General features: G+C 56.1%; 12 protein-coding genes. 6 read left to right on the plus strand and 6 right to left on the minus strand.

Features of this window, described 5'->3' with window-relative positions; all coding sequences use genetic code 11:
• On the minus strand, positions 1–5,667 hold a 5,667-nt coding region (locus SD69_RS18890; RefSeq protein WP_232301150.1), incomplete at its 3' end, for a VCBS domain-containing protein.
• On the opposite strand from SD69_RS18890, the gene SD69_RS19045 reads away from it, so the two are divergent.
• Entirely contained in the window at positions 5,645–6,325 is a 681-nt protein-coding gene (locus tag SD69_RS19045) for a hypothetical protein (protein ID WP_232301151.1), read from the plus strand. The two genes, SD69_RS18890 and SD69_RS19045, sit on opposite strands and share 23 nt — an antisense overlap.
• 659 nt (positions 6,326–6,984) lie before the next feature.
• Here SD69_RS19045 and SD69_RS04400 read toward each other — a convergent pair.
• Genes SD69_RS04400 through SD69_RS04410 form a run of 3 tightly spaced genes read right to left on the minus strand, consistent with a single transcriptional unit; the run spans position 6,985 to position 12,106 of the window.
• On the minus strand, positions 6,985–8,328 hold the full coding sequence (locus SD69_RS04400; RefSeq protein ID WP_041522249.1) for an HlyD family type I secretion periplasmic adaptor subunit: 1,344 nt from the start codon (positions 8,326–8,328) through the stop codon (positions 6,985–6,987).
• Positions 8,325–10,505 carry a peptidase domain-containing ABC transporter gene (locus SD69_RS04405; RefSeq protein ID WP_041522250.1) on the minus strand — a complete coding sequence of 727 codons (2,181 nt, stop codon included), beginning with the start codon at positions 10,503–10,505 and terminating at the stop codon, positions 8,325–8,327. Before SD69_RS04405 ends, SD69_RS04400 begins: the two co-directional genes overlap by 4 nt.
• Positions 10,502–12,106: an ABC transporter transmembrane domain-containing protein gene (locus SD69_RS04410; protein WP_041522251.1), complete on the minus strand. Its 1,605-nt coding sequence runs from the start codon at positions 12,104–12,106 to the stop codon at positions 10,502–10,504. Before SD69_RS04410 ends, SD69_RS04405 begins: the two co-directional genes overlap by 4 nt.
• Positions 12,107–12,525: 419 nt before the next feature.
• Here SD69_RS04410 and SD69_RS04415 point away from each other — a divergent pair, with 419 nt between their 5' ends.
• The 4 genes from SD69_RS04415 to SD69_RS04430 all read left to right on the plus strand — a co-directional run bounded on the left by SD69_RS04415 (position 12,526) and on the right by SD69_RS04430 (position 18,494).
• The gene (locus tag SD69_RS04415) at positions 12,526–14,088 is read left to right on the plus strand and encodes a DUF4856 domain-containing protein (protein ID WP_052480883.1); all 1,563 of its coding nucleotides are present in this window, start codon (positions 12,526–12,528) and stop codon (positions 14,086–14,088) included.
• A 71-nt stretch (positions 14,089–14,159) separates the two neighbouring features.
• Positions 14,160–15,383: an imelysin family protein gene (locus SD69_RS04420; protein WP_041522252.1), complete on the plus strand. Its 1,224-nt coding sequence runs from the start codon at positions 14,160–14,162 to the stop codon at positions 15,381–15,383.
• Positions 15,376–17,583, plus strand: a complete 2,208-nt coding sequence (locus SD69_RS04425; RefSeq protein WP_052480884.1) for a TonB-dependent receptor family protein — start codon at positions 15,376–15,378, stop codon at positions 17,581–17,583. Before SD69_RS04420 ends, SD69_RS04425 begins: the two co-directional genes overlap by 8 nt.
• Positions 17,583–18,494: a sterol desaturase family protein gene (locus SD69_RS04430; RefSeq protein ID WP_052480885.1), complete on the plus strand. Its 912-nt coding sequence runs from the start codon at positions 17,583–17,585 to the stop codon at positions 18,492–18,494. Before SD69_RS04425 ends, SD69_RS04430 begins: the two co-directional genes overlap by 1 nt.
• Positions 18,495–18,515: 21 nt before the next feature.
• On the opposite strand, the gene SD69_RS04435 is transcribed toward SD69_RS04430, so the two are convergent.
• Together SD69_RS04435 and SD69_RS04440 are read right to left on the minus strand one after the other, a co-directional pair.
• The gene (locus SD69_RS04435) at positions 18,516–20,240 is read right to left on the minus strand and encodes a lysophospholipid acyltransferase family protein (protein WP_041522254.1); all 1,725 of its coding nucleotides are present in this window, start codon (positions 20,238–20,240) and stop codon (positions 18,516–18,518) included.
• Positions 20,241–20,384: 144 nt separating this feature from the next.
• Complete coding sequence (locus SD69_RS04440; protein WP_041522255.1) at positions 20,385–21,680, minus strand: hypothetical protein; 1,296 nt, start codon at positions 21,678–21,680, stop codon at positions 20,385–20,387.
• A gap of 101 nt (positions 21,681–21,781) precedes the next feature.
• On the opposite strand from SD69_RS04440, the gene serB reads away from it, so the two are divergent.
• Positions 21,782–22,999: a phosphoserine phosphatase SerB gene (gene serB, locus SD69_RS04445; protein ID WP_041522256.1), complete on the plus strand. Its 1,218-nt coding sequence runs from the start codon at positions 21,782–21,784 to the stop codon at positions 22,997–22,999.
• Positions 23,000–23,075: the final 76 nt, after the last annotated feature.

Here is a 23,075-nt window from a genome sequence, read left to right on the forward strand (position 1 = left end):
CGTAAAAGTGCCCGAGCTGGCATCAAAACTGAGCCAGCCGGGTAGAGTACCGGTGGATAGCGTTAGGGTATCGCCGGTGTCGATATCGGTAAAGGAGCCAGCCGGTACAGAAAAGGTGAAAGCGGTATCTTCTGTGGCCGACTGAGTCACCAACGCATGAGAGACAACGGGCGCGTCGTTACTGCCCTGGATGGTGATTGTAATACTGTGCCGAGTACCGTCCGCACTGTAAACCACCGTGCTTTCGGTCAGTGGGGTGCTGCCTGTGGAAAGCTGCTGAATGGCCGCCTGGCTGTTATCGATTTGATAATGCCAGCTACCGGAGGTGTCGATGCTAAAATGGCCATAACCCTGGTCGCCGGGCAAGTCCTGTACAGCAATGAAATGGTCTTCTCCGGTGTCTGCGTCAGCAATGCTTAACTGGCCACTGGCCTCCAACTTGCCCGTCGCACCGACACCTGTATCTTCAGTCAATGCGCCGGTAGACATGCCACCAATCACGGCCACATCATTGGCACCGGTGATATGAATGGATATCTGTTGTGGTGTGCCATCTATGCTGCCAACTACGACATGGTCCTGCACACTATCGGTTGCTTTCAGCGCTTGTACCGCTGGATTGCTGTTGTCCAAAACATACGTCCACACGCCCTGAGCAGACAGGGTGATATGACCGTATAGGGTGGCTTGGTCGATCGGTACAAACGCGGCCTCACCCGCATTCGGGTCAGTAATGGCAAGCTGATGTGTAATGGTGCCTGTTTGGTCCTCATGCACCAGCGCCAAGGTAACCCCGCCTATGATAGCGGGGGTGCCTTGCCCTTTAATCTCCAGCTGAATCTGATGACGGGTTCCGTCCGCGGCGCGAACCATAAAGGTTTCCGGCAGCGTAGCGCTGCCTTGCAATTGGTTAAAAGCAGGCTGATGGGCGTCCGCAACATAGTCCCACTGGCCGTTTTGGTTGATGTTTAACACACCATAACTACCGCCGATTAACTGCTGCTGAAAGTGGCTCTCGCCAGAATCCAGATCCACAATGGACAGCTGGCCGTTGATAATTACCTTGCCACCAGAGGCGGCGGCAATGGAGCCGATAGCATGGTCTATGCCGCTAACCACGGGGACATCATTCGTCCCTGTGAGCGTGATCTGGAGCGGCTGCTGATCTGTTCCGCCATGACCGTCAGCGACGGTGATCGGGACGTTAATAACTTGCTGTTGATTGTGCGGCAAATGGTTGTAAGCCCTGTTGCCCGGGTCAAAACTGTAGCTACCATCAGCGTGTATGGTTAAGCCCGGCACAGGCACAGTATTAAAGAAGGTCAGACTATCGCCGCCGTCTACGTCTGTACCGAGCAAGGTGCCAGTGACGACGGCATCACCTTCATTAGCCGCCACATTCGCAATGCTACTCAATACCGGTGCATCATTGGTGCCCGTTAGAGTAATTGTCAGGTTCTGCTGATCGGTGGCACCCGAGGCGTCTTGTACGATCACCGGGATAGTCAATATATGAGGCTGACCTTGCGCTAACGATTGATAGGCTGCATTACTGGGATCAAAGCTCCAGCTGCCATCCGTATGCAGGGTGAAACCCGCCGGGGTCGCTGTCGTTGAATAAGTCAGGCTATCCCCTGCGTCTGGGTCCATCGCTGAAACTTGCCCGGATATCTGCGCGTCATCTTCGTTGGTGGTGACTTGCAAAATCTGATTTAACACAGGTGCATCGTTGGTGTTGGCGACATGTAGATCAAAGCTGGTGGTGACCGTGACACCCTGAGTATCCGTCGCAGTGACACTGATCTGTGTGGTGCCCACATCATTATTGTCCGGCGTGCCAGTAAAAACGCCCGTTGCGGCATCAAAGCTCAACCAGGCGGGCAGTTGTCCTGCTGACAGAGACAAACTGTCCCCTGTATCGATATCGGCAAAGGTATTGGCAGGCAGAGAAAAGTGAAAAACGGCGTCTTCTGTGGCGCTCTGGCCGACAACCGCATGACTCACCACGGGGGCATCGTTCGTGCCTTCTATGGTGACCGTAATTGTGTGCCGAGTACCGTCCGCACTGGTGACAGCATAGGTATCGGTCAGGTGTTGTTTATCACCGAGCTGCTGAACTGCCGGGTTAGTGTTATCGACATCGTAAACCCAGTGACCCGACTGCGTTACAAAAAATGAACCGTAGCCGCCACTGCCAGCGCCCTGCATTTGCATGTGGAAAACAGCTTCACCCGCGTCTACATCGGCGACCTTGAGTTGCCCCTGAAACACAAGGCTGCCTTGGTTGGTTACTTGCTGGTCTTCCGTCACGGTTCCTGTATCGACCCCGGTAATACTGGCGGCATCATTGGTACCCGTCACGGTAATCGTAAGGTTTTGCGTGCCTGTCGCACCGGCAGCGTCAGTCACAGTAACTGGAATAGTAAGCTTTTGGGTTTGGTTGTGAGGCAGCGATTGATAGGCTGCATCACTCGGGTCAAAGCTCCAGCTGCCATCGCTGTGCAACGTAAAGCCGTCTATGGCAGAGGCGCTAAAAGTGAGGGTATCGCCAGTATCCGGGTCAGTTGCACTGAGTTGACCGGTAGCTTGGCTGCCGTCTTCATTGACGGCCACTGCACTGATCGGATTGAGCACGGGCGCATCGTTGAGGTTGTTCACCGTTAAATTAAAGGTGCTAGTGGCTGTCGAGCCATGGTTGTCTATAGCTGTGACTGTGATACTGGTATTGCCCACATCCGCGTTCTGAGGCGTGCCGGTAAAGGTGCCCGTGCTCGCATCAAAGCTTAGCCAACTGGGTAAATTGCCTGTCGTTAGAGTCAGCCCATCGCCGGTGTCGATATCGGTGAAGGTGCCCGCAGGGATGGCGAAACTAAAGGCTGTGTCTTGGTTGGTGGCTTGGCCGGTTAAGGCGGTCGTGACTGTCGGCGCATCATTCGTGCCGGTCAGCGTAATCGTTAAATCTTGAGTATCGCTGTTGCCCTGTTGATCCGTACCGGTGACGGTAACCGTGAACGTGTGCGGCTGGCCATCACCGAGACTTTGATAGCTAGCGTGGGATGGATCGAACGACCAGGTGCCATCGGCGTTGACCGTTAAGCCATCTACCGCGGGGCTGCTGGTGTAGGTGATGGTATCGCCGGCATCCACATCCGCGCCGGTTACGGTGCCAGTAATCGTAGCTGCATCTTCGTTTACTGCTTGTGCCGCGATGCTGTTTAGCACCGGCGTGTCGTTGGTGCCGGTCAGCTTGATGACCAGGTTTTGGGTGTCGGCCAAGCCTTGGTTATCCGTCACAGTCACGGGGATCGTTAAGGTTTGTGGCTGGCCTTCGGCTAAGTTTTGATACGCCGCATTACTGGGGTCGAAGGTGTAGCTGCCGTCCGGGCGCAGGGTCAGACCGGCGACGGTGGCGGTGCTGGAGTAGGTCAGGGTGTCACCCGCATCTGAGTCGGTGGCGGTAATCTGGCCACTGATGCCTTGTGCATCTTCCTTTGTGGTGACGGTGGCGATGGGGTTTAAAACCGGTGCGTCGTTGGTGTTGGCTACTGTCAGATCGAAGGTGGTGCTAACCGTAGCACCTTGCGCGTCCGTTGCGGTGACTGTCACCGAGGTGGTGCCCACATCGCTGTTCGTCGGTGTGCCGGTAAAGGCGCCCGTGCTGGCATCGAAGATCGCCCAGGCGGGCATGCCCGAGGCGGTGAGTGTCAGGCTGTCGCTGGTGTCGATATCGGCGAAGCTTCCCGCCGGTATTGCAAAACTGAACGCGGCATCTTCGGTCGCGGTCTGATCGGTCAGCGCGGTGGCGACGGTGGGGGCATCGTTGGTTCCGGTTAGGGTAATGACCAGGCTTTGGGTACTGGTTGCCCCGGTTTGATCTGTGCCAGTGACGGGTACTGTGATGACCTGCTGTTGCCCCTCAGGTAGGTGCTGGTAAGCCGGATCAGAGGGATTAAAGCTCCAGTTGCCGTCGGCGTTAAGGGTCAGGCCATCCACGGGCTGGCCGGGGATGCTGTAGCTGATCGAGTCACCGGAGTCTACGTCGGTTCCGGTGATTTGCCCGGAGATCGTGGCAGCATCCTCATCGACCGCCTGAGTGGCGATGGTATTTACTACGGGCGCATGGTTGGTGCCGGTGAGCTGTATGACTAGGTTCTGTGTGTCTGAGCCGCCGGCGCCGTCGGTCACGGTGATGGGGATAACAAGCTGCTGTTGCTGCCCGCCCGCTAAGCTCTGGTAGCTGCTATGGCTTGGGTCAAAGCTGTAGCTACCATCGGGGTTTAGGTTAAAGCCGGGTACTTGTTGGCCGCCGCTGTAGGTGGCGGTGTCGGGTGAATCGGGGTCGCTACTGCGAATTTGGCCGCTAATGACCGGGCCGCCCTCGGTGGCAAGCGCGGGGGCAATGGCATTGATCACCGGTACATCGTTGGTGCCGGTAAGGGTTATCACAAGGTCTTGCGTATGGCTGGCTCCGTGGTTGTCGGTGGCCGTTACGGCAACGGTGTAGGTGTGGCTTTGACCCAATGACAGCGAGTTGTAGTGACTGTCGGCTGGGTTAAAGCTAAAGGAGCCATCGGCGTTAACGGTGAGTCCCGGAGTTGGTTGAGCGGCACTAAAGGTGACTGTGTCACCCGTGTCACTATCCACAGCCTGCAGCTGCCCGTGAACCGTCGGGTCGCCCTCGTCAACCGCCAGCGGCGCAATCATGCTGACGACGGGTGCTTGGTTGGTACCGGTTAAAATGATGCTTATGGTTTGGGTGTCGGAGCCGCCTGAAGGGTCGGTAACTTTAACCGGAATATCAATTTGCTGTACTGCACCTGCGACCATGGGGGTATAGGCGCTGTGGCCGGGGTTAAAGCTGTAATGGCCATCGGGGCTAAGACTGAAGCCCGGCACCGGAAAGCCGCTGCTAAATATTAGGCCGCCGGGCCCGTCAAGGTCTTGGGCAGCCAACTGGCCAGAAACTGGCTGGCGGCCCTCTTGTAGACTCTGCACCGGCACTGTGGCCAGCACCGGTGCATCATTGGTACCCACTACCGTGACGATTATCTGTTGCTGGGCGCTGCTGCCGTGCTCGTCGGTAACCGCCAAAGTGAAGCTCTCCGAGGCACTGGCACCGCTGGCCAGCGCTTGTGCAGCAGGCAAGGTAGGGTCTATCTGGTAGTGCCATTGACCGGTAGCCTCATCGAGGTGAAAGTGACCAAACTGCCCCTGTTGATCGACACCGCTCCAGCTGAGTTGTGCCTGATGATCGATGTCTGTGGCATCAACAGTGCCACTGGCATCACCGCCGTTAGCCATATCCAACAACGCGTGTACCTGTGCGCCGGGAATCAGTGCCGGGCCATCGTTGGTGCCGTTGATGTCTACCGTGATGGTGGCCTGCGTGCTTTGCCCGTTGCTTGTGGCGGTAATTAAAAAAGTATCGCTGACGCGCTCGGCTGCGGCCAGCGACTGTACCGCCGTGCTGCCATTATCCAGCTGATAGCTCCATTGGCCACTGGCATCGATACTCAGGTGGCCGTATTGCCCCGTGGGCGTATCGACCTGCCACTGTTGTGCGCCCTGGGCACCGGTAAGCGCTAGCTGGCCATTGGTTGAAGCGGTTTGATCTTCTGTGGTGCTGCCGGAATCTGTGCCGGTGATGGCGAGCTGGTTAACGCCCACTGGCGACGTCGTACCGGCGGGTGTTTGTCCGCCACTGGTGGGTGGTGTGGTAGTGCCGCCGGGAGTTGTGGTGCCTGAGGGTGTCTGTCCGCCACTGGTGGGTGGCGTGGTAGTGCCGCCGGGAGTTGTGGTGCCTGGGGGTGTCTGTCCGCTACTGGTAGGTGGTGTGGTAGTGCCACCCGGAGTTGTGGTGCCTGGGGGTGTATGTCCGCCACTGGTAGGTGGCGTGGTAGTGCCGTCCGGAGTTGTGGTTCCCGGAGGTGTTTGTCCGCCACTGGTAGGTGGTGTGGTAGTGCCGCTCGGAGTTGTGGTGCCTGGGGGTGTCTGCCCACCGCTGGTGGGTGGTGTGGTAGTGCCGCCCGGAGTTGTGGTGCCTGGGGGTGTTTGTCCGCCACTGGTAGGTGGTGTGGTAGTGCCGCCCGGAGTTGTGGTGCCTGGGGGTGTTTGTCCGCCACTGGTAGGTGGTGTGGTAGTGCCGCCCGGAGTTGTGGTGCCTGGGGGTGTCTGCCCACCGCTGGTGGGTGGTGTGGTGGTTCCCCCTGGAGTTGTGGTGCCTGGGGATGTCTGCCCACCGCTGGTGGGTGGTGTGGTAGTGCCGCCCGGAGTTTGTCCGGTGCCCGGGTTGTTTGTCGGTGTGCCGGTTTGGGTCGGGGGCTGAGTGCCCGCGCCGGGTGTTGTGGCGCCCTGGGGTGTTTGCCCGCCGCTGGTGGGTGGTGTGGTGCTGTTGCCTTGCGTTGACGGGGGCGTGTTAGGTAACGCCGTGGTAGGGCCACTGATATTGGGTTGTGCCGGCGATGTGACCGCTTGTTGGCCCCCGTGGACGGCGTTGCTGGGCATGTTAGTGAGAGCAAATTGTAGCGAGTTGCTGCTACTAACGGCATGAAATACGCCACCGGAATCGGTACTGGTGGTGGCATTGCTCCCTGAGCTCGGCGTGCCAATTAAAGATGTGCCGCTGGCACGGCCGGGCAGTGAGTAAATGCTGGAGTGGTATTCGGTTTGTGCGCCCAATGGGGCTGCGGGGCGGTTGCTGCCTGTGCCTTCGGTCTGCGGGGTAGGCGCTTCGTCAGGCAAGGGCGTTTGCGGCGCTGCTTGGTCCCAGCCAATGGGCGCTTCTTCCGGGGCGGTTTGACCGGGCTTCGCAGGCGGAGGGCTGTGAGCTTTTAACGGATCTGAAGTGGGCTCTTTGGGGCCAGTGGGTCGTTTAGCCATAGCGCTCTCTCGCTGTACTTAATCTTGCTTGTGTTAATCAGCAAGCTAAGAGCGTGTGCTCTGCTCGCCGTTGCGGTCCTTGCCAATGGCGGTTAAGCCGCCACTTTAACGTTCGTGAAAAGCCGATTTTGTGTTGACGTAAACCGGCTTGAGCAAATACTCGAATACCGTTTTACGGCCCGTGACTATGTCGGCCTCGGCAGTCATCCCCGGAATTAAGCGACGGCTTTTATCGTCGCTAACATAGCTTTTGTCCAGGGCGATTTGTACCTTATAAAAGGGCTCGCCGGTTTGAGGCTGCTTAAAGGCCGAAGGCGAAATGGTTTCTACGGTGCCTTGCACAGCGCCAAACCGGCTGTAATCAAACGCATCAACTTTTACCGAAGCTCGCTGGCCTTGGCTGACAAAACCAATGTCGCGGGGCGTTACCATGGCCTCTAAAATAATCCCCCCCTCAGTTGGGACAATTTCGGCTACTGTGCCGCCTGCGCTAATTACGGCGCCCGTGCGGGTGTCCGGTAAATCTTTAATATAGCCCGAAACGGGCGCAAGTAACGCGCTGCGGCCGTGGCGCGCGTCCAATGCTTCAATTTCGGCGTCTAATTCTGCGATTTTCTCCAGTAGTTCGCTGCGCTTAGTGCGGGCCTGCTCGACGATTCCCTGTCGGGTTGCCTCTAGGTCGGCATCGGCACTGTCGATGGCGGTTTGCAACTCGTTTAGGCGGGACTCCAGCTCGTGAGCCCGGCGTTGCGCGGCGGCGGCTTGTTGCTCGGCGTTGGCAAGCTGCACCTTAGAGATTAAGTCGCTCTCGACGCCCTGGCGGTAGCGCTCGAGAACATCATTGGCGGCGTCTAGCTCGCGTTGGGCGCTGGGCAGCTCTTGTTCGGCGCCGGCCAGAGCGGCGCGTTGCTGTTCGCTGGCGGAAAAGCGCGCTTTGGTTTGGGCCACATTGAGCGCGGCTTCACGGGTATACAAAGCTTCGGCCTCGGCCACCAATTGCGGGTAGCTATTAAACCGCGAGAAATCTGGTGTGCGGCCCTCGGCTAGTGCTCCCCAGCGTTCTAAATCAATTTGATACGCGACCCGGCGCACCTGGGCTTGCAGCTGCTCTTTTTGCACGTCGGTGGCGGCAAATCGCGCGATAACACTGCCTTTTTCAACGTAATCGTCTTCTTTTACCAATAACTCGGCGAGAATACCCCCCTCCATGGACTGCACTAGTTGCACACCCGATAGGGGTTTGATTTCTCCACGCGCACGGGCCAGCTCATCCACGGGGGTGAAGATCGCCCACAGTAAGAAAGCAATCACCAGTGCCACCACACCTAAGAGTAAGCGGTGTAGGTTGCGGCTGCTGTTGCCGTCGTCCAGTAAGGTGGTGATGCTGTCCGTACGGCGGTTGTCGCCGCCGGTAATGGTGACGATGTCCGGTGTTTTAGCGTCCGTCATGCTGTTACGTCCTCGTTGGCAATCGTCGTCGATGGGGTTGGCTGCTCGGCTATCGGACCAAAGTGCAGCAGGTTACCCCGGTCGAGCACGGCTATTTGATCGGCCATTTGAATAAGATCCGGGCGGTGCGTGGCTATGACAATGGTCACTGTGCCTTTGCGTGAACTAATAAGCTGTTGCAGCAGTGGGTCGAGTTGGGGGTCGCGGTCGCTGATGGGGTCGTCCAACAGTAACAGCGTCGGCTCGCCCAAAATTGCCTCGGCCAGGCCCAGTAAATAGCGGCGGCGTATAGACGCAGCGTCGTGCAGCCAGGGGTTGGATTCGTGAGCGAGAGCCGCTTGTGCGCTGCTCGCCCCCAGCAGCTGCCACCAGAGTTCACCGCCGACTTGTTGTAGCGCGTCGGTCATTTCCTTTTCGCTGGCAGTGGGGTGCCCTAGCTGTAGATAATCTTTGACGGACAGTGGTAGTGCCCGAGGTACCTGAGCCTGAAATCCGACCCAGCTGCGGTAATCGGCGGGGTCAAATTGGCGGATATCTCGCCCGTCCACCGATACACTGCCGCTTTGAGCGCCACGAACCCCACTTAAGCATTGCAATAGGGTTGATTTGCCTGAGCCATTGGGGCCTACCACGGCGAGCATTTGCCCCGCTTCTAGCTCAAAACTAATACTGTTCAGCGCGGGCTCGCGGTCTGCAGCGTAGCGATAATAAAGCTTATCGACTCGGAGGTTGCCTGCCAGCGGCTCGACGGGCGCCAAGGTTTGGGGGGACTGCATTTCTCCGGCGGTGGCCATGAGTCGCTCTAATTGAGCGGCGGCATCGCGAATTTGCTCCATCCGTACACTGAGCGAAAAGTATTGCAGCGCCGGTGTGGTAATACGCCAAATGAGCATCATGGTTGCGATCAATCCGCCGGAGCTCATATGTCCCGAGAGGGTCAGAAAAACACCGCTGCACATAGTCGTCAGCACGGTGAGCATCGTGATTGCCTGACCCGTGGTTTGCATAAGATTTTGGGTTTGGCTGAGGCGGCGGTTGGCCGCCGCTCCCTCGATGACGGTGCCGCGCAGGCGTCGCAGCCAGTGGCTAGTGCCGCTGATGCCTTGCAGTGAGTGCAGGCGCAGGGCGCAGGCCGATATTTCGTTGAGCAGCTGGTTACTGGCGACACTGACGGCCGCCGTGCGTTGACGTATAAGTGGGGCAAATAGATGCCGGGCAACGGCTAGTGCGGCGAGTCCCATGATGGGGATAAAGACGATCCAGCCTCCCCAGATAGCAATGACCAATAAAAATACCGCCACAAAGGGGTAGTCGATAAGCGCTGTACCCCCGGCGCCGCCCAGAAACTGGCGCACGCTCTCGAGCGAGCGCATACGGTTAATATTATTGTGCACCCCCGAGCGGGACGAGGCCTCAATGGGCAAGCCTAGGGTTTTGCGTACCACCGCAGGACCAATCGAGGCCCCTGCCCAAGCGCCCATATTGGCCAGCACCCGGGCGCGCCCCAGGCGTAACAGCCAGCCGGCGATAATGGCGATAAGTACAGCTAACCCCAGCGCCCATAGGGTACTGGGTATACCGGTAGGGATGACACTGTTGTAGACCGTCATAATAAAGATCGAAACCGCCAGCGCCAGAATATTGATCACTAAGCTGATAAAAATCGTACCGCCAATTTCACGCCGCGCGCGATTCAGCAAACGGTTAAACCACAGCGGCTGCGGTGCATCAATGGGTTGATAGCGCAGATCGGGAGTCACATATAACAGGCGCACCGCCGAGATAGGCGGCTGCCACTGGCAGGTTGCCGAGGTGCCGTCGTGCCACCAGTGTTGCTCGTCGGTTTTGCCCAGATAGGTGTAACAGCGCTCTCCCTCAAGGGCGAAGCTGCCCTTGGGGAGCTCGTCGAGTTGGGCGGTGCTTTGGTAGCGGCGCTCCACTAAGCGAAAGCCAATATCGGCCAGCAGGCGCTTTAAATCAGACACGCTAAATTCTTTGCCTGCTCGCGGTAGCGTTGTGATTAAAGCACGTTCAGAACCGAACCAATCAAGTGCCACCAGTGCCGCGGGTAAGCAGCGCGCCAAGGCCGAGTGGGTTTGGCGTTCGCTACCGATTATGCGGTTATAGCGGGATAGGCGCTCGTGTTCGCTCCAAAAGTCGGTATCCTGGCTGCTCATGCGTGGCCCCCTTTAAGGTTGAGGGTGCGTTCGCAGCAGGCAATAATTTCTTCGCGACCAGTAGAGACCAGAATTGTGGTGTCGCCATGGAGCTCTTGTAATACCTGAGCCAGGCGTTTGCAGCCGTCGATATCCAGGCCGCGGTCGGCGTGATCGAGCAACAACACCTTTGGCTGGCGCACAAGCGCACGAATAAGGGCCACTCGCTGATACATACCCTCGTCGAGGTTCTCGGCCAGCAGGGCGCCAATGTCGGTGAGTAGCCCGTGTTGCAGGTGATCGGTCATGCTTAACAGGCCAAGTTTAGCGGCGTATTCACGCGCGCTTTGGTTAAAGCGCGGGTCGTACAGGGTGAGGTTGTTGAGGATGGAGCCCGGAATCATAGCCGGTTGTCGTGGTACCAAGCAGACGTCCTCGCGCAAACGATCGACGGGCAGGGATAGGGGGTTTACGCCGTCAATCTGCACATGAATACGATCATTATGAGTGAGACCGGCAATCGCCGCCAATAGGGTAGAGGTCCGGGTAATATCCGGGCAGCATACCCGCACAATTTCGCCGGCCTTTATATGCGCAGTTTTATCAAATGAAGCTGAGGCCGAAATATCGATAGCGCCGTTACGGATGAGGGCTTGTTGATTGACCTGGGTTTTAGCTTGTTCGGCCGCGCTGGGGATAGAGGTTAAGTCCTGTAGTTTTTGTTCGGCATCGTTTATCTGCGCGGTACGTGATAGATACGTTAGCCCGGCAATGACGGGCGATATCGAGCGCCCGGCCAGTAGGGTGCAGGCGGCCAACGCACCGGTGGTTAGCTCACCATTGATGACTTGCGTTGCTCCAAAAATAACCACCAATACGGTAGCCAGTTGGCTGGCCAAACCTGCGTTTTCTCGCACCCAGGCGGTATGTTGTTCGAGCTTCGCGCTGGCGATCATAAAGTCTTCGTTGAGCTCGCTGTAACAGCGGGTAAGACTCGGTTCACCACCCCGGCTTTTAATTTCTGCCAAACCGGCAAATAGCGACCACAAAAAGTTACGCCGTTTGCGATCCGTGTGATCGACAAGCCGCACAGCGCGTTTGGTGGCCGGTAACGCTAGCAGCGAAACCGCCAGCATTACAAGAAATAACGCTGTGGGGATAAGCGCAAGCCAGCCGCCGATGTAGGCAATTAACGCGATATATACAGCGCTAAAGGGAAGCTCGTATAGGGAGATGGCGGCGCTGCCGGACCAGTGATCACGCACGGTGGCGATAGCGCGTACGGAGTCGATAATGCTCACACTGCCGCGTTTCTCGACTTCGGCAATGTCGGCTTTTAATAACCGGTCAAATACGAATAGGGTTTGCTCGGCCTCATAGCGCTCGCCTATTCGCGCAAACAAGGCGCCCCGGCCGTAGCGCAGCACGCCTTCAAGCACAATGGCTAGCCCGACCCCCAGCGCCAGAATGGTGGTGGTGCCCCATGCCTGATTAGGGAGGATACGGTCGTACACTTGCAACAGTGATAACGGCAGGGCCAGTGCAAGAATATGCATGATTAACGATACGGCAAAGACGTCCGGTCTTAGGGCTGTTCGCTTGGGGGCGGTTTGAATATCCATTAATTGTCTTAAGTCCGTTGGCGAGGGAGGCGCTACTCAAGCATATATTAAATCTCTTTGTGGTGTGCCGCCAGCGAGTCAAAAGCGCCGCGATAGGTGTCAGTTGCGAGTATGAGGCCAGGCAGGCTTACGCTTTATTTCAGCCAGCCCGTTTACAGCATTGGATCTTAAGCCTTTAGTTAAGCCAAGTGGGTCCAGCGAGAATATAGCGAAAGTGTACTGATTTGAGGTTCAACTGTGCGCCGATCTTTCTATTAAAGGTGCTCTATGCTCAATTTATAATAAAAATACAAATCTAAACAGTTTGCGAAACGTTCTCATTTGCTATAGGATAGCGCCGTTCTATTGGGCTGATAGTCAAATTCAATCGTATGACAATTGTGGCGCAGGTTTGCTGCGTCGTACTAAGGAGATCAATTGTGAATATTCGGATGCTTTCCCTGCTGGCGGTGTTATTTGGTAGCTTAACGTTGGTCGGTTGTGGCGGTGGTGGTAGCGACGACCCGGTCGAGACGCCTGAGCCAGCTCCAACGCCAATCGAAGACAACAACGACAACACCGACAATAACGACGATGCCAGTGGTGATAACGGCACCGACGACCTCGCGCCTACGAGCTACCAATTTAGCGATAGCGAAGGCGAAGACACGGTTTCTTATACAGGCCAAACCAAACGTCAAATACTGATTAGTGATCTAGTGGCCGAAATCGCCGGTCTTACCGAAGACGCTGCCGCCGATGTTTTATCACAGTTGAATTTTTACTTCCGATACGATGCGGCGACCTCCGATGAGTTAACGCCAAAATTTTCCTTGGACGGCGAGACCCTGTTACCCCAGAGTGATGCTAACCAGTTTACCTATGGCGCCGTTGCCGACGGTAAAGATTTGGTTGGCAAAATTGCCGGCGGAGATGGCACCGGCGGCGGTGAGACCGGAACTCTAGTGTCTGACTTTTTTGGTTGGCAGGCGGGGCTTGATGCCGATCCACTGCCGGTCGAACTGGTGGATTACCTGTTTGCTCAGCAAGCTGCAGAGGCCACCGACGGTGTAACGCCGCAGGTTGCAACGACTGCTGGTGATATTCCGCTGGATACTGTTACTGTGAGTGCAAGCGGTTTAGATTATCCGCAGCTTATTCAGAAGTTTCTGTTGGGGGCCGTGGCCTTCTCGCAGGGCACCAGCGACTACTTGCAGTCAGACTTTGCCAGCATGCTTGAGTCAGAAGGCGGCGCGGCCTACACCGAGGCCGAGCACAATTGGGACGAAGCCTTTGGTTACTTTGGCGCTGCGCGCGACTATGGCGATTACAGCGACGATGAGATTCGTGCCTCGGGCGGCCGTGTCGATTATGAAAACGGCTACCACGACAGCAACGGCGATGGCCTGATTGATGTGCGCAGCGAGTACAACTTTGGCAACTCGGTAAACTGCGCCAAGCGCGATGCTGGCAGTGCCGGTAACGCCAACCCCACCGATTATACCCAGCAAGTATTTGATGCCTTTATTGCCGGTCGTCACATTCTCGCTCAGGCCTCGGCGGCCGGTGAGCTAACAGGTGAGCAGCAAGCTCAGCTGGACGAGCATATTGCCGTGGCCGCGGTTACCTGGGAAAAATGTGTGGCCGCCACCGTGGTGCATTACATTAATGACGTGATTGCCGACATGGGTGAGTTTAGCGATGGCAAATTCGCAAGCTTAGAAAATTTTAAAAATCTTGCTAAGCACTGGGGTGAGATGAAAGGTTTTGCCTTGGGTTTGCAATTTAGTCCCGAGTCACCTTTTGCGAGAAACGACGATGTACGCGATAGCTTGCGCCTGATTCTTGAGCGCATGGGGGATGCTCCGGTATTGGCGGACGGCACCCAAGCCGGTGTCGATTACCAGGGGGGCACTGATGAGTACATTGAAGAGTTGACTCACGCTCGTAACCTGATGCGCATTGCCTATAACTTTGATGAAGAAAATGTTGAAAACTGGTAAGTGCCGCGGGTTTTAATTACGACAGGCGAGGGCGAAAGCTCTCGCCTTTTTGCGTTTGAGGAGAGAAAAAAGTGACTTTGAACAAAGCGCTGATATTAACGGGAGCCGTTGCATTGTTGGGTGCTTGCGCCGGTGAAGGCGACAGCGGATCTGAGCCAGAGGTGTCCGCAAGTGCGGAGTTTAACTACACCGCCATGTTGGCCAACTACGCCGACAACATCGTGCAGCCTGCGTTAACGCAAAGCCGCGACAGCGCCGCTGCGCTGACAGAGCGTGTGGCTGATTACTGTCATGCCTTGCGCAATGACGCCGACGATGTTGAGCCCTCGCAGATACAGTGGCGCGAGACGATGGCCCGCTGGCAGCAGGTGGAGTTACTGCAGGTGGGCCCTCTGATCGAAAACGGTGGCGCATTACGCAATCGCGTTTATGCCTATGGGAGCAGTGCGCCCCTCTCCAGTTGCGCGGTAGATCAGGCGGTGGTGCTCGCCGAAGATGACGCGCTTGATTTATCCTCACGCTCGTTTAACTCGCGCGGTTTGGCAGCGCTTGAATACTTACTTTTTCGTGATGAGTTAACCCACACTTGCCCCACGCAAATTCCACAAACCGCTCACTGGAATGATCGCCCGGCCGACGAACGTCGTCAGGCGCGTTGCGATTACGCTGAACGCGTTGCCGCCGATGTCACGGAAGGTATTGAGACGGTCATTCGCGCCTGGGAGCCCGACGGCGGCGACTATCGTTATCAATTTATCACGCCGGCCAATCACGAGGCTTCGTTGAAAGCGCTGTCGGACGCGCTTTTCTATATAGAGCTGGAGAGCAAAGATGCCAAGCTGGGCGTGCCGCTAGCGATTCACAGTGATTGCTCCGCCGTAGCTTGCCCCGATGCCGTAGAGTCGCCTTACGCGGAAAATTCCATCGCGAATATTCGCGAAAACCTCAAGGGTTTTAAGCAGTCGTTTAATGGTGCCGAGGGTTTGGGTTTTGATGACATCATCCGCGCCGAAGGTTTTGCCGATATTGCCGCAGACTTTAATCATGACATCGACAATGCCATTGTTCTGGCCGATGAGGTTAATGAGTCACTGCTGTCCCAAAGCCAGCGATTGTTAGCTTCGGGCAGTAACACAGTGTGTCAAAACGCGGCGGCTACCCCCGAGGTTACGTCGGACTACCCCGCCTGCCAATTGCACGGCTATTTAAAGCGTTTAAACGATCGCTTGCGCACCGACTTTATCACCATTGTGAATTTAGATTTACCAGAGCGGGGGCAGTCGGATAATGATTAAGCACGTAAAAAAAACAACCCTGGCGGTCGCGATGTTGTCGGCCGGCGCGCAGGCGCAGTTGGCTGAGCCGCCCCAGTTGATTGAAGAAATGCTGGTAACCGGTGGCAGAGAAGCGGTACGCAGTGCGGCAGGTTCGGCGAGCTTTTTGGATGAGAGCGCCATTGCCGAGTTTGATGCCACCGACATTGGCGATTTAATGGCGCAAGTGCCTGGGGTGTATATTCGCCAGGAAGACGGTTATGGCCTGCGCCCCAATATTGGTATTCGCGGCGCCACCGCTGAGCGCAGCCAAAAAATAACCTTAATGGAAGACGGTATTTTAATTTCGCCTGCGCCTTACTCAGCACCGGCGGCTTACTATGTGCCCAATGTAAATCGCATGCACGCGGTTGAAGTTTATAAAGGCCCCTCGGCTATCGAATACGGTCCCCACACGGTCGGTGGCGCGATCAACATGGTGACCGCGCCCTTAACTGACGCGCGCAGCGGCGAGGTGGCCCTGAGCTTGGGCGAGTATGGTTATCACAAAGAACGTTTGCGCTATAGCGATAGTGTTGGTCAGTGGCAATTTGCGGTAGACGGTTTGCGCTACGGCGCCGATGGCTTTAAAGAGTTGGATGGCGGTGGCGAGACCGGATTTATTCGCAACGACCTTAACCTAAAGCTGGGTTGGCACAGTGCGGCCGATGCGGCGGTAGATCAGCAGGTGGTGGTAAAGCTCGGCTACGCTGATGAAACCTCAGACGAAACTTACCTGGGCACCACCGACGAAGATTTTGCAGCCAACTCCCTGCGTCGTTATCGCGCCAGCAGCGAGGATGAATTCACCTCTGAGCACACACAGCTGCATATTATCCACTCGGCAGATTTTGGTCCGTGGCAGTGGATCAATCGCGGCTATATAAATCGTTTTGATCGCGCCTGGAATAAATTTGATGGCTTCTTTCCCGAAGTCCAAAGCGAAAATGCCCCCTATGCCGGTGCTCTGGATGCTGGCACCTTGATGAGTAATGCCGAGTTTTTTCCACGCCGCTTAGCGATCTTGCGCGGCGAGGCAAACTCGCGCGAGGTGTTATCCGAGACTTTGGATATCACCAACAATGATCGCCAATACGGCTCGTCCGGTATCGACTCGCAAGCATACTGGTCGATGCAAACCGGGGCCCTTGAGCATAATTGGCGGCTTGGGGTTCGCTACCATCACGATTATGTGGATCGTAACCATAAAGTATCCGGCTATTGGATGCGCGACGGCCAGCTGGTATTTGACGGTGTGACCAATCGGCCTCTTAAAAGTGATAACCGCGCTGAAACCGATGCGTTTGCATTATCGCTGCGTGATGAAATGGTATGGGGCGCATTAAAAGTTAACGTGGGGGTTCGTGCCGAGCGTATCGAGGGCGAGGTGAATAACCGCGCTAATGAATCGCGTTTGCAGAACACCCAGGATGTGATTACTCCAGGGGTAGGTGTTTATTACGCATTGACGGACAACGTAAGTGTGTTGGGCGGGGTCAATCAGGGTTACTCTCCTGCGGGGCCCGGCGCGAGTGACTCTGTGGAGCCGGAGGAGAGCGTCAATGTCGAGTACGGGCTGCGTTATACCAGCGCGCAAACCACTCTCGATGCGATTGGTTTTTACAGCGATTATTCCAACTTGTTGGGCCGTTGTCGCGTTTCCGACTCTGGTTGCGACGTGGGTGAAGAGTTTAACGGCGGAGCGGTGGAAATTGCCGGGCTCGAACTTACCGCGAGCCACGTGGTGAGTTTAACGGACCGGATTGATATGCCGCTAAGCCTGGTGTACACCTACACAGAGAGTGCCTTCCAGTCGAGTTTTAACGCGGGTTTCTCGCAGTGGGGGCAGGTCGCGGCCGGCGATGAATTGCCGTATACGCCCGAGCATCAGGCGCGTCTGCAAGTGGCGCTGGAGTCTCTGAGTTGGCAGCTGGCTTTCGCGCTTAATTACACAGGCGAAATGCGCGAGCAGCCGGGCCAGGGAGATATGGATTCGGGCGCGTCAATCGAGGCATTAACAACGCTCGACGTGTCGGCGCAATATCAAGTAAGTGAGCGTTGGCAGCTGGAGCTGGTGGTAGAAAACCTCACCGATGAGCAGCAAATTGTGTCTCGTCGCCCTTTTGGGGCACGCTCTAATGCGCCGCGTACGCTTCAAGCTGGTGTGCGTTACTACTTCTAATGAGTGATATGGCGCAGGGCATTATCGGGCAATTGGGCGAGTGGCTAATCGCGCCACTTGGCAACGTGCTTGATGCCGCCAGCCGGATGTACTGGTTATTTTGGCTGAGTGCTATTGCGCTTGCGTTGGCGGTAGTGCTGATCGCACAGTGGCGTGAGAAAAAGTGTAGCGTGACTCGTGCGTTTGCCAGTTTATTTAGCCCGCACCACTGGTGGCGTCGTTCTACGCTGATTGATTTAGGCTTTATGCTGGGTAACAGCGTGCTGCGCTTGGCCGTCGTTATACCGCTGCTGGGCAGTCACCTGCTGGCAACGTTGTGGGTGGCGCGAACGCTGCAGTCAAACCTGGGTAATGCACCGGAGTTAGCCGTACCCGGCGTCTGGGTGGCCGCCCTTTACACCTTCTGTTTTTTTGTGGCGGAGGACTTCAGCCGCTTTTTCTTACATCGCACTATGCACAAAGTGCCGGCGTTGTGGCGCTTGCACAAAGTGCATCACAGTGCCCGCCGGCTCACGCCTCTCACGTTGTTTCGGGTTCACCCATTAGAGATGTGCCTGTACTACGGACGCGGTTTGGTGGTGTTCGGGACGGTAAGCGGTAGCTTTGTTTATCTATTTGGTTCGCAGCTCAGTGGCTGGGATGTGCTGGGGGTGGATGCACTCGGCTTCGCGTTTAACTTTTTTGGGGCAAATTTGCGACACAGTCACGTCTGGCTTAGCTTTGGTCCGCTGGAGCGCTGGTTTATCTCGCCCGCCGGGCACCAATTGCACCATAGTCGTCTGCCAGCGCACCGTGATAAAAACTTTGGCACCTGTCTGAGTCTCTGGGATCGGCTGGCCGGTAGCCACTTGCCCGCTGGTGCTCGTCGTCCCAGGTTGGCGTTTGGGCTTAGCGGCGTGCGCTCATCGTAACGCTCAAGCGCCGCTGACCGATCAAGCCGCCTGAGTGTCACCCAGGTAACGTTTGCGTTTGTTGGCCTTCATTTTTGTTAAGTCACCCATAAATAATCCATCCAGGCAGTCGCCAAAATCTGAGTCAACGCTAAAGGCTAATAGCTGATAGCCACCGGGCTCGTAAAGGGCCGCATATTGCTTGTATAGCGTCGGGATTTTGTGGCCGGCGGCCGAGAATTGTTTTTGCAAGTAACGAAAGCCGTCCTCAACATCCATGTCGGCAAATAGATGTTGTAACTCTTGGTGTTTGTCGTCGTCCAGCAAGTGTGGGTGACGCGCGCCGGCCAGGGGCGGTTGGCACTGGTAGTAATGTTGATAAAAATACACGCATAAATCACGCAGTGCTTTAGGGTAGGTGGCACTCATACTGACCGGCCCTAATACGTAACGCACGGAGGTGTCGTGTTGTAAATAGGCGCCGAGCCCCTGCCATAAATATTCCAAACTGGCTTTTCCCCAGTAATCTGGGTGAACAAAGCTACGCCCCAGCTCCACCGCTTGTTGCAAATAGGGATAGAGCGTGGGTTGATAGTGAAACAGCTCATCGGTGTAAAGACCCGTTGAGCCGTGTTCGCGCAAAATACGGGCGCAATCGGCAATGCGGTAGGCCCCTGCAATGCACAGGCGGTTATCGTCCCACAATACTAGGTGCCGGTAGTGTTGGTCGTATTTATCCAGGTCCCGACGGCTACCGGTGCCTTCTCCTACCAAGCGGAATGTCAGTTCGCGCAAGCGGCCAATCTCGCGCAGTACCGTGGGGTGGGTGTGATGGTCACATAAAAAAATCTGGTTGTTGTCCGAGGTTTTACCAATTTCGGTGGCGCTTGCCAGCTCAGCTTTAAGTGCCGCGCGGTCTTCCGGGTGGGCAATGGTGCGCTCGGTTATAAATTGCGGCTTGTTTTTTTTACGCAGCTTATAAAGGTGTTTTTTTAACCGCTGAATTAACGCTTTGTCGGCTAGCTTATCGTTGCGTAACTCTGTGTGAGGGATAGCCTCGCCGACGCGAAAACGAATCTCCCCAGAGTGTTTTTTAAACATTTCGCGAGCGAGTAACGCGGTACCCAGGGGTTTGTACAGCATCGATGCGCTGTAAAACAACAGAGAGTTTTTGGCCTCGATAAAAATCGGTAGCACCGGCGCCGAAGTTTTGCGCGCAAAGTGCAAGAAGCCTGCGTGCCAGGCGCCGTCGCGAATACCTTTGGGGCTCGCACGCGAGACTTCGCCGGCTGGAAAAATAATAACCGCCTCTTCGTTGTTAAGGGCCTCAAGAATGGCTTTATAGCTTTTTCGGTAGGCGCTACGGGTCATGTTATCGAGGGGTAAAAACACATTGTGCAGCGGCTTAAAGGCCATCAGCATGTCGTTAGCGACGATACGCACATCTTTGCGCACCTCACTGACCATACGCAGCAGTGCTAAACCATCGAGAGAGCCAATCGGATGGTTGGCGACAATAACAACCCGACCCTGTGAGGGGATGTTGTTGCGATCGCGACTGCTGACGCTGTAATTAAAGTTGAAGTAGTCGAAAATTTGATCGATAAAGTCAATGCCACGCAACCCGTTGTGGTTGTGGAGAAACTGATTAATTTCTTGCTCATGGGTTATTTTACGTAGCAGCGAGAGCGTGGTGCCGCGAATAACCGGGCGAGTGTTGGCAAAACGGGGAAATTTATCCGTGACGGATTGTTCGATATTAAGCATAGTTCTCGCCCATAGCAAAGCGCCGCTTTGAGTGTGTGGGCCAACAAGTGGCCGTTGCGGCTATGGGCTTACGCTAAAATCAAATCGTGACAGTTGCGTGATGCTTTTGTGACGCGGCGGTGACAGGTAAGCGCGCGTCCAGACTTAGCGATTGTCGGTGTTGAGGTTGGCCAGTTGTTGCTCTTGGCGCAGTAATAGGGCGTCGTAGGGAGGCTTAATCTGCTCAAGCTGATCGTCGCTATTAATCTCGACGTGCTGCGCTAATTCGTCACACTGAAGGGCCGGATCGACCCAGACCGCCGGGGCTGTGTGGCTGGGGGGCTCTATTTGAGGGTCGGCTTGAGTGGCGGGTGCCATCACATTGGCCGCAAGCTTAAGTACCGGGCGTTCGCCACTTAAGCTTAGGCGCAGCGCCAGCTGACAAACACACAGAGCATAAAAGCTAGCATCGGCAAGACTGTCGCCGGTAACGGTGAGTCTCATACGCTGCTTGCGTAACGGCTCTTTCGTGCCGTCGTAGAGCGCGAGAATACCGCCAAGGATTTGCTCCAGCCGCGCGAGCCGTTCGTTAAAGCGGCCGAGTGAGAGCTGCAGGCGCAACGTCTCAATGTTAATAAACGCCAGTTCGATAATGACTTGATGTGGCGCCTCGTCTTCCTCGACATCGCTTGCGTCCCGCGCATCCGGCTCTGCGGCGGTTACGGGTAGTGGCTCTGTTGGGGGGGCGAGTACTGTCGCTTCCGGGTCGGTGTCGCTGATAGGGTCGGCGGCTTCTTGTGCAAGCGGCTCATCCGTGATGGTCGGTTCGGTAAGATCCTCGTCGGAGCGCTCAATGTCGGCTTGTGTCTCAGTTTCTGTCTCGGGGGCGCCTGACTCGCTACCCGAGGCGGCCTCGGTGTGCGAGGCGTTGGCGATTGGCTCGGCCGCCCGGAGTCGTCTGTGTTGCAGCAATCGATGGGTGAGCCACAGCCCGGTGATGCATAAGAGTATCGCTAGACTCCACACCCATAAAAACAAGCCGTATAGCTGGCTTGCCGGTGGCGCATTGAGTGTCACCGACAAGTGGCCGGCAATATGAGTGTCCAGCGTAATACCCGCACTAAAACTCGGTGACAGGTTGCCCAAGGGCGCCGTGCTTGCGCCATTTTCGACTAATAGTCGATTCTCGACGTCATGAATGCTGGCGCGCAGTACGGCGGGGTGTGCGGTTAGTGAATGCACTATCGCCTGCAGGCTTATCATGTCGTGTGCCAGCGCCGGCTCGACAGCTTGTACCGCCGCGCGATCGGCCAGAGCCTGGCCGTAGCGCTCAAGTTGTTGCGCTTGTTGTTGTCCGGCAAAATAAAGCACCAGCGCCGCGCCCAGTACCCCCAAAAGCACCATGGCAATTGTGCAAAGGCCTAGCTCTGGGTATTGCTTTAAGGTCTGGCGTAAACGCATGGTGAGTCCGGTGAGTTAATTTTGTGGCGGCATTTTAACGCAATTAGTATTGAGCCGACTATAAACGCTATAATAGCGCTTTTGAGACGTGAACTGGCAACGTGAAACAAATCCTTCTGATTAACGCCGCCGGTGCTGACCGGCCGGGCGTCACCTCCGTTATTACGCAAGTGCTGGGCCGCTACGATGCGGCGATCCTCGATATCGGTCAAGCCGTGATTCACGACAATCTGGCGCTGGGTTTACTCGTGGCCGTGGATACCGACCGCATCGCCGAGCCCGAGCTGTTGGCCGAACTGCAAGGCGCTACCCACAAGCTTGATATTAACGTGCGTTTTACCAGTATTGCTTACGACAGTTACGAGCACTGGGTCGAGCAGCAAGGCAAGGCGCGTTACATCGTGACGCTGTTGGCCCGTGAGGTGACGGCGCACCAAATTGCCGATTTAACCGAGGTCACGGTACAGCACGGGTTAAACATCGACAATATCAATCGTCTCTCTGGGCGAATTTCGCTCGACAGTATTGATAGACGCGCGAGTGCCTGTGTCGAGTTTTCGGTGCGCGGTGAACCGGCCGACCGTGAAGCCTTGCGCGCCGATTTTATGGAGTTATCCACTCGCCACGAAGCCGACATCGCCTTTCAGCGCGATACTGTGTACCGCCGCAACCGCCGCTTAGTGTGCTTTGATATGGATTCCACCCTGATCGAGGCCGAGGTCATCGACGAGCTGGCCAAGGCGGCGGGCGTAGGTGAGCAGGTAGCCGAGATTACCGAGCTGGCCATGCGCGGTGAGCTGGATTTTAACGAGAGTTTTGCCCGTCGCATGGCCTTACTCAAAGGCTTGGACGAGAGTGTTCTGGAGGGCATTGCCGCCAACTTACGCATCACTGAAGGCGCCGAAAAGCTGATTAGCAGCCTGAAAAAATTGGGCTATAAAACCGCGATACTCTCGGGCGGGTTCCAGTATTTTGGAGAGTACCTGCAAAACAAGCTCGGTATCGACTATGTGTTTGCTAATACATTGGACGTGATCGATGGCAAAGTTACGGGCGAGGTAAAAGGCCAGGTAGTGAACGGAGAACGCAAAGCCGAGCTGCTAAAAATGCTGGCCGAGCGTGAGGGCATTACTACCGAGCAAATTATTGCGGTAGGCGACGGCGCCAACGATTTGCCTATGCTGGGCGCGGCGGGTCTGGGCATTGCCTTTAGGGCCAAGCCGCTAGTTAAGGCTTCGGCCGAGCAGTCGATCTCGACCCTGGGGTTAGACGCGATTTTGTACTTAATGGGCTTTCGCGAGCGCGACCAGATTTTATAGCAAACACTTGCGCGGTGAACGGCGACGGATACTATTTTCCGTTCACCGTTCACCGTTCACCGTTCACCGTTCACCG

The sequence above is a fragment of the Gilvimarinus agarilyticus genome (assembly GCF_000832015.1).
Taxonomy (GTDB): domain Bacteria; phylum Pseudomonadota; class Gammaproteobacteria; order Pseudomonadales; family Cellvibrionaceae; genus Gilvimarinus; species Gilvimarinus agarilyticus.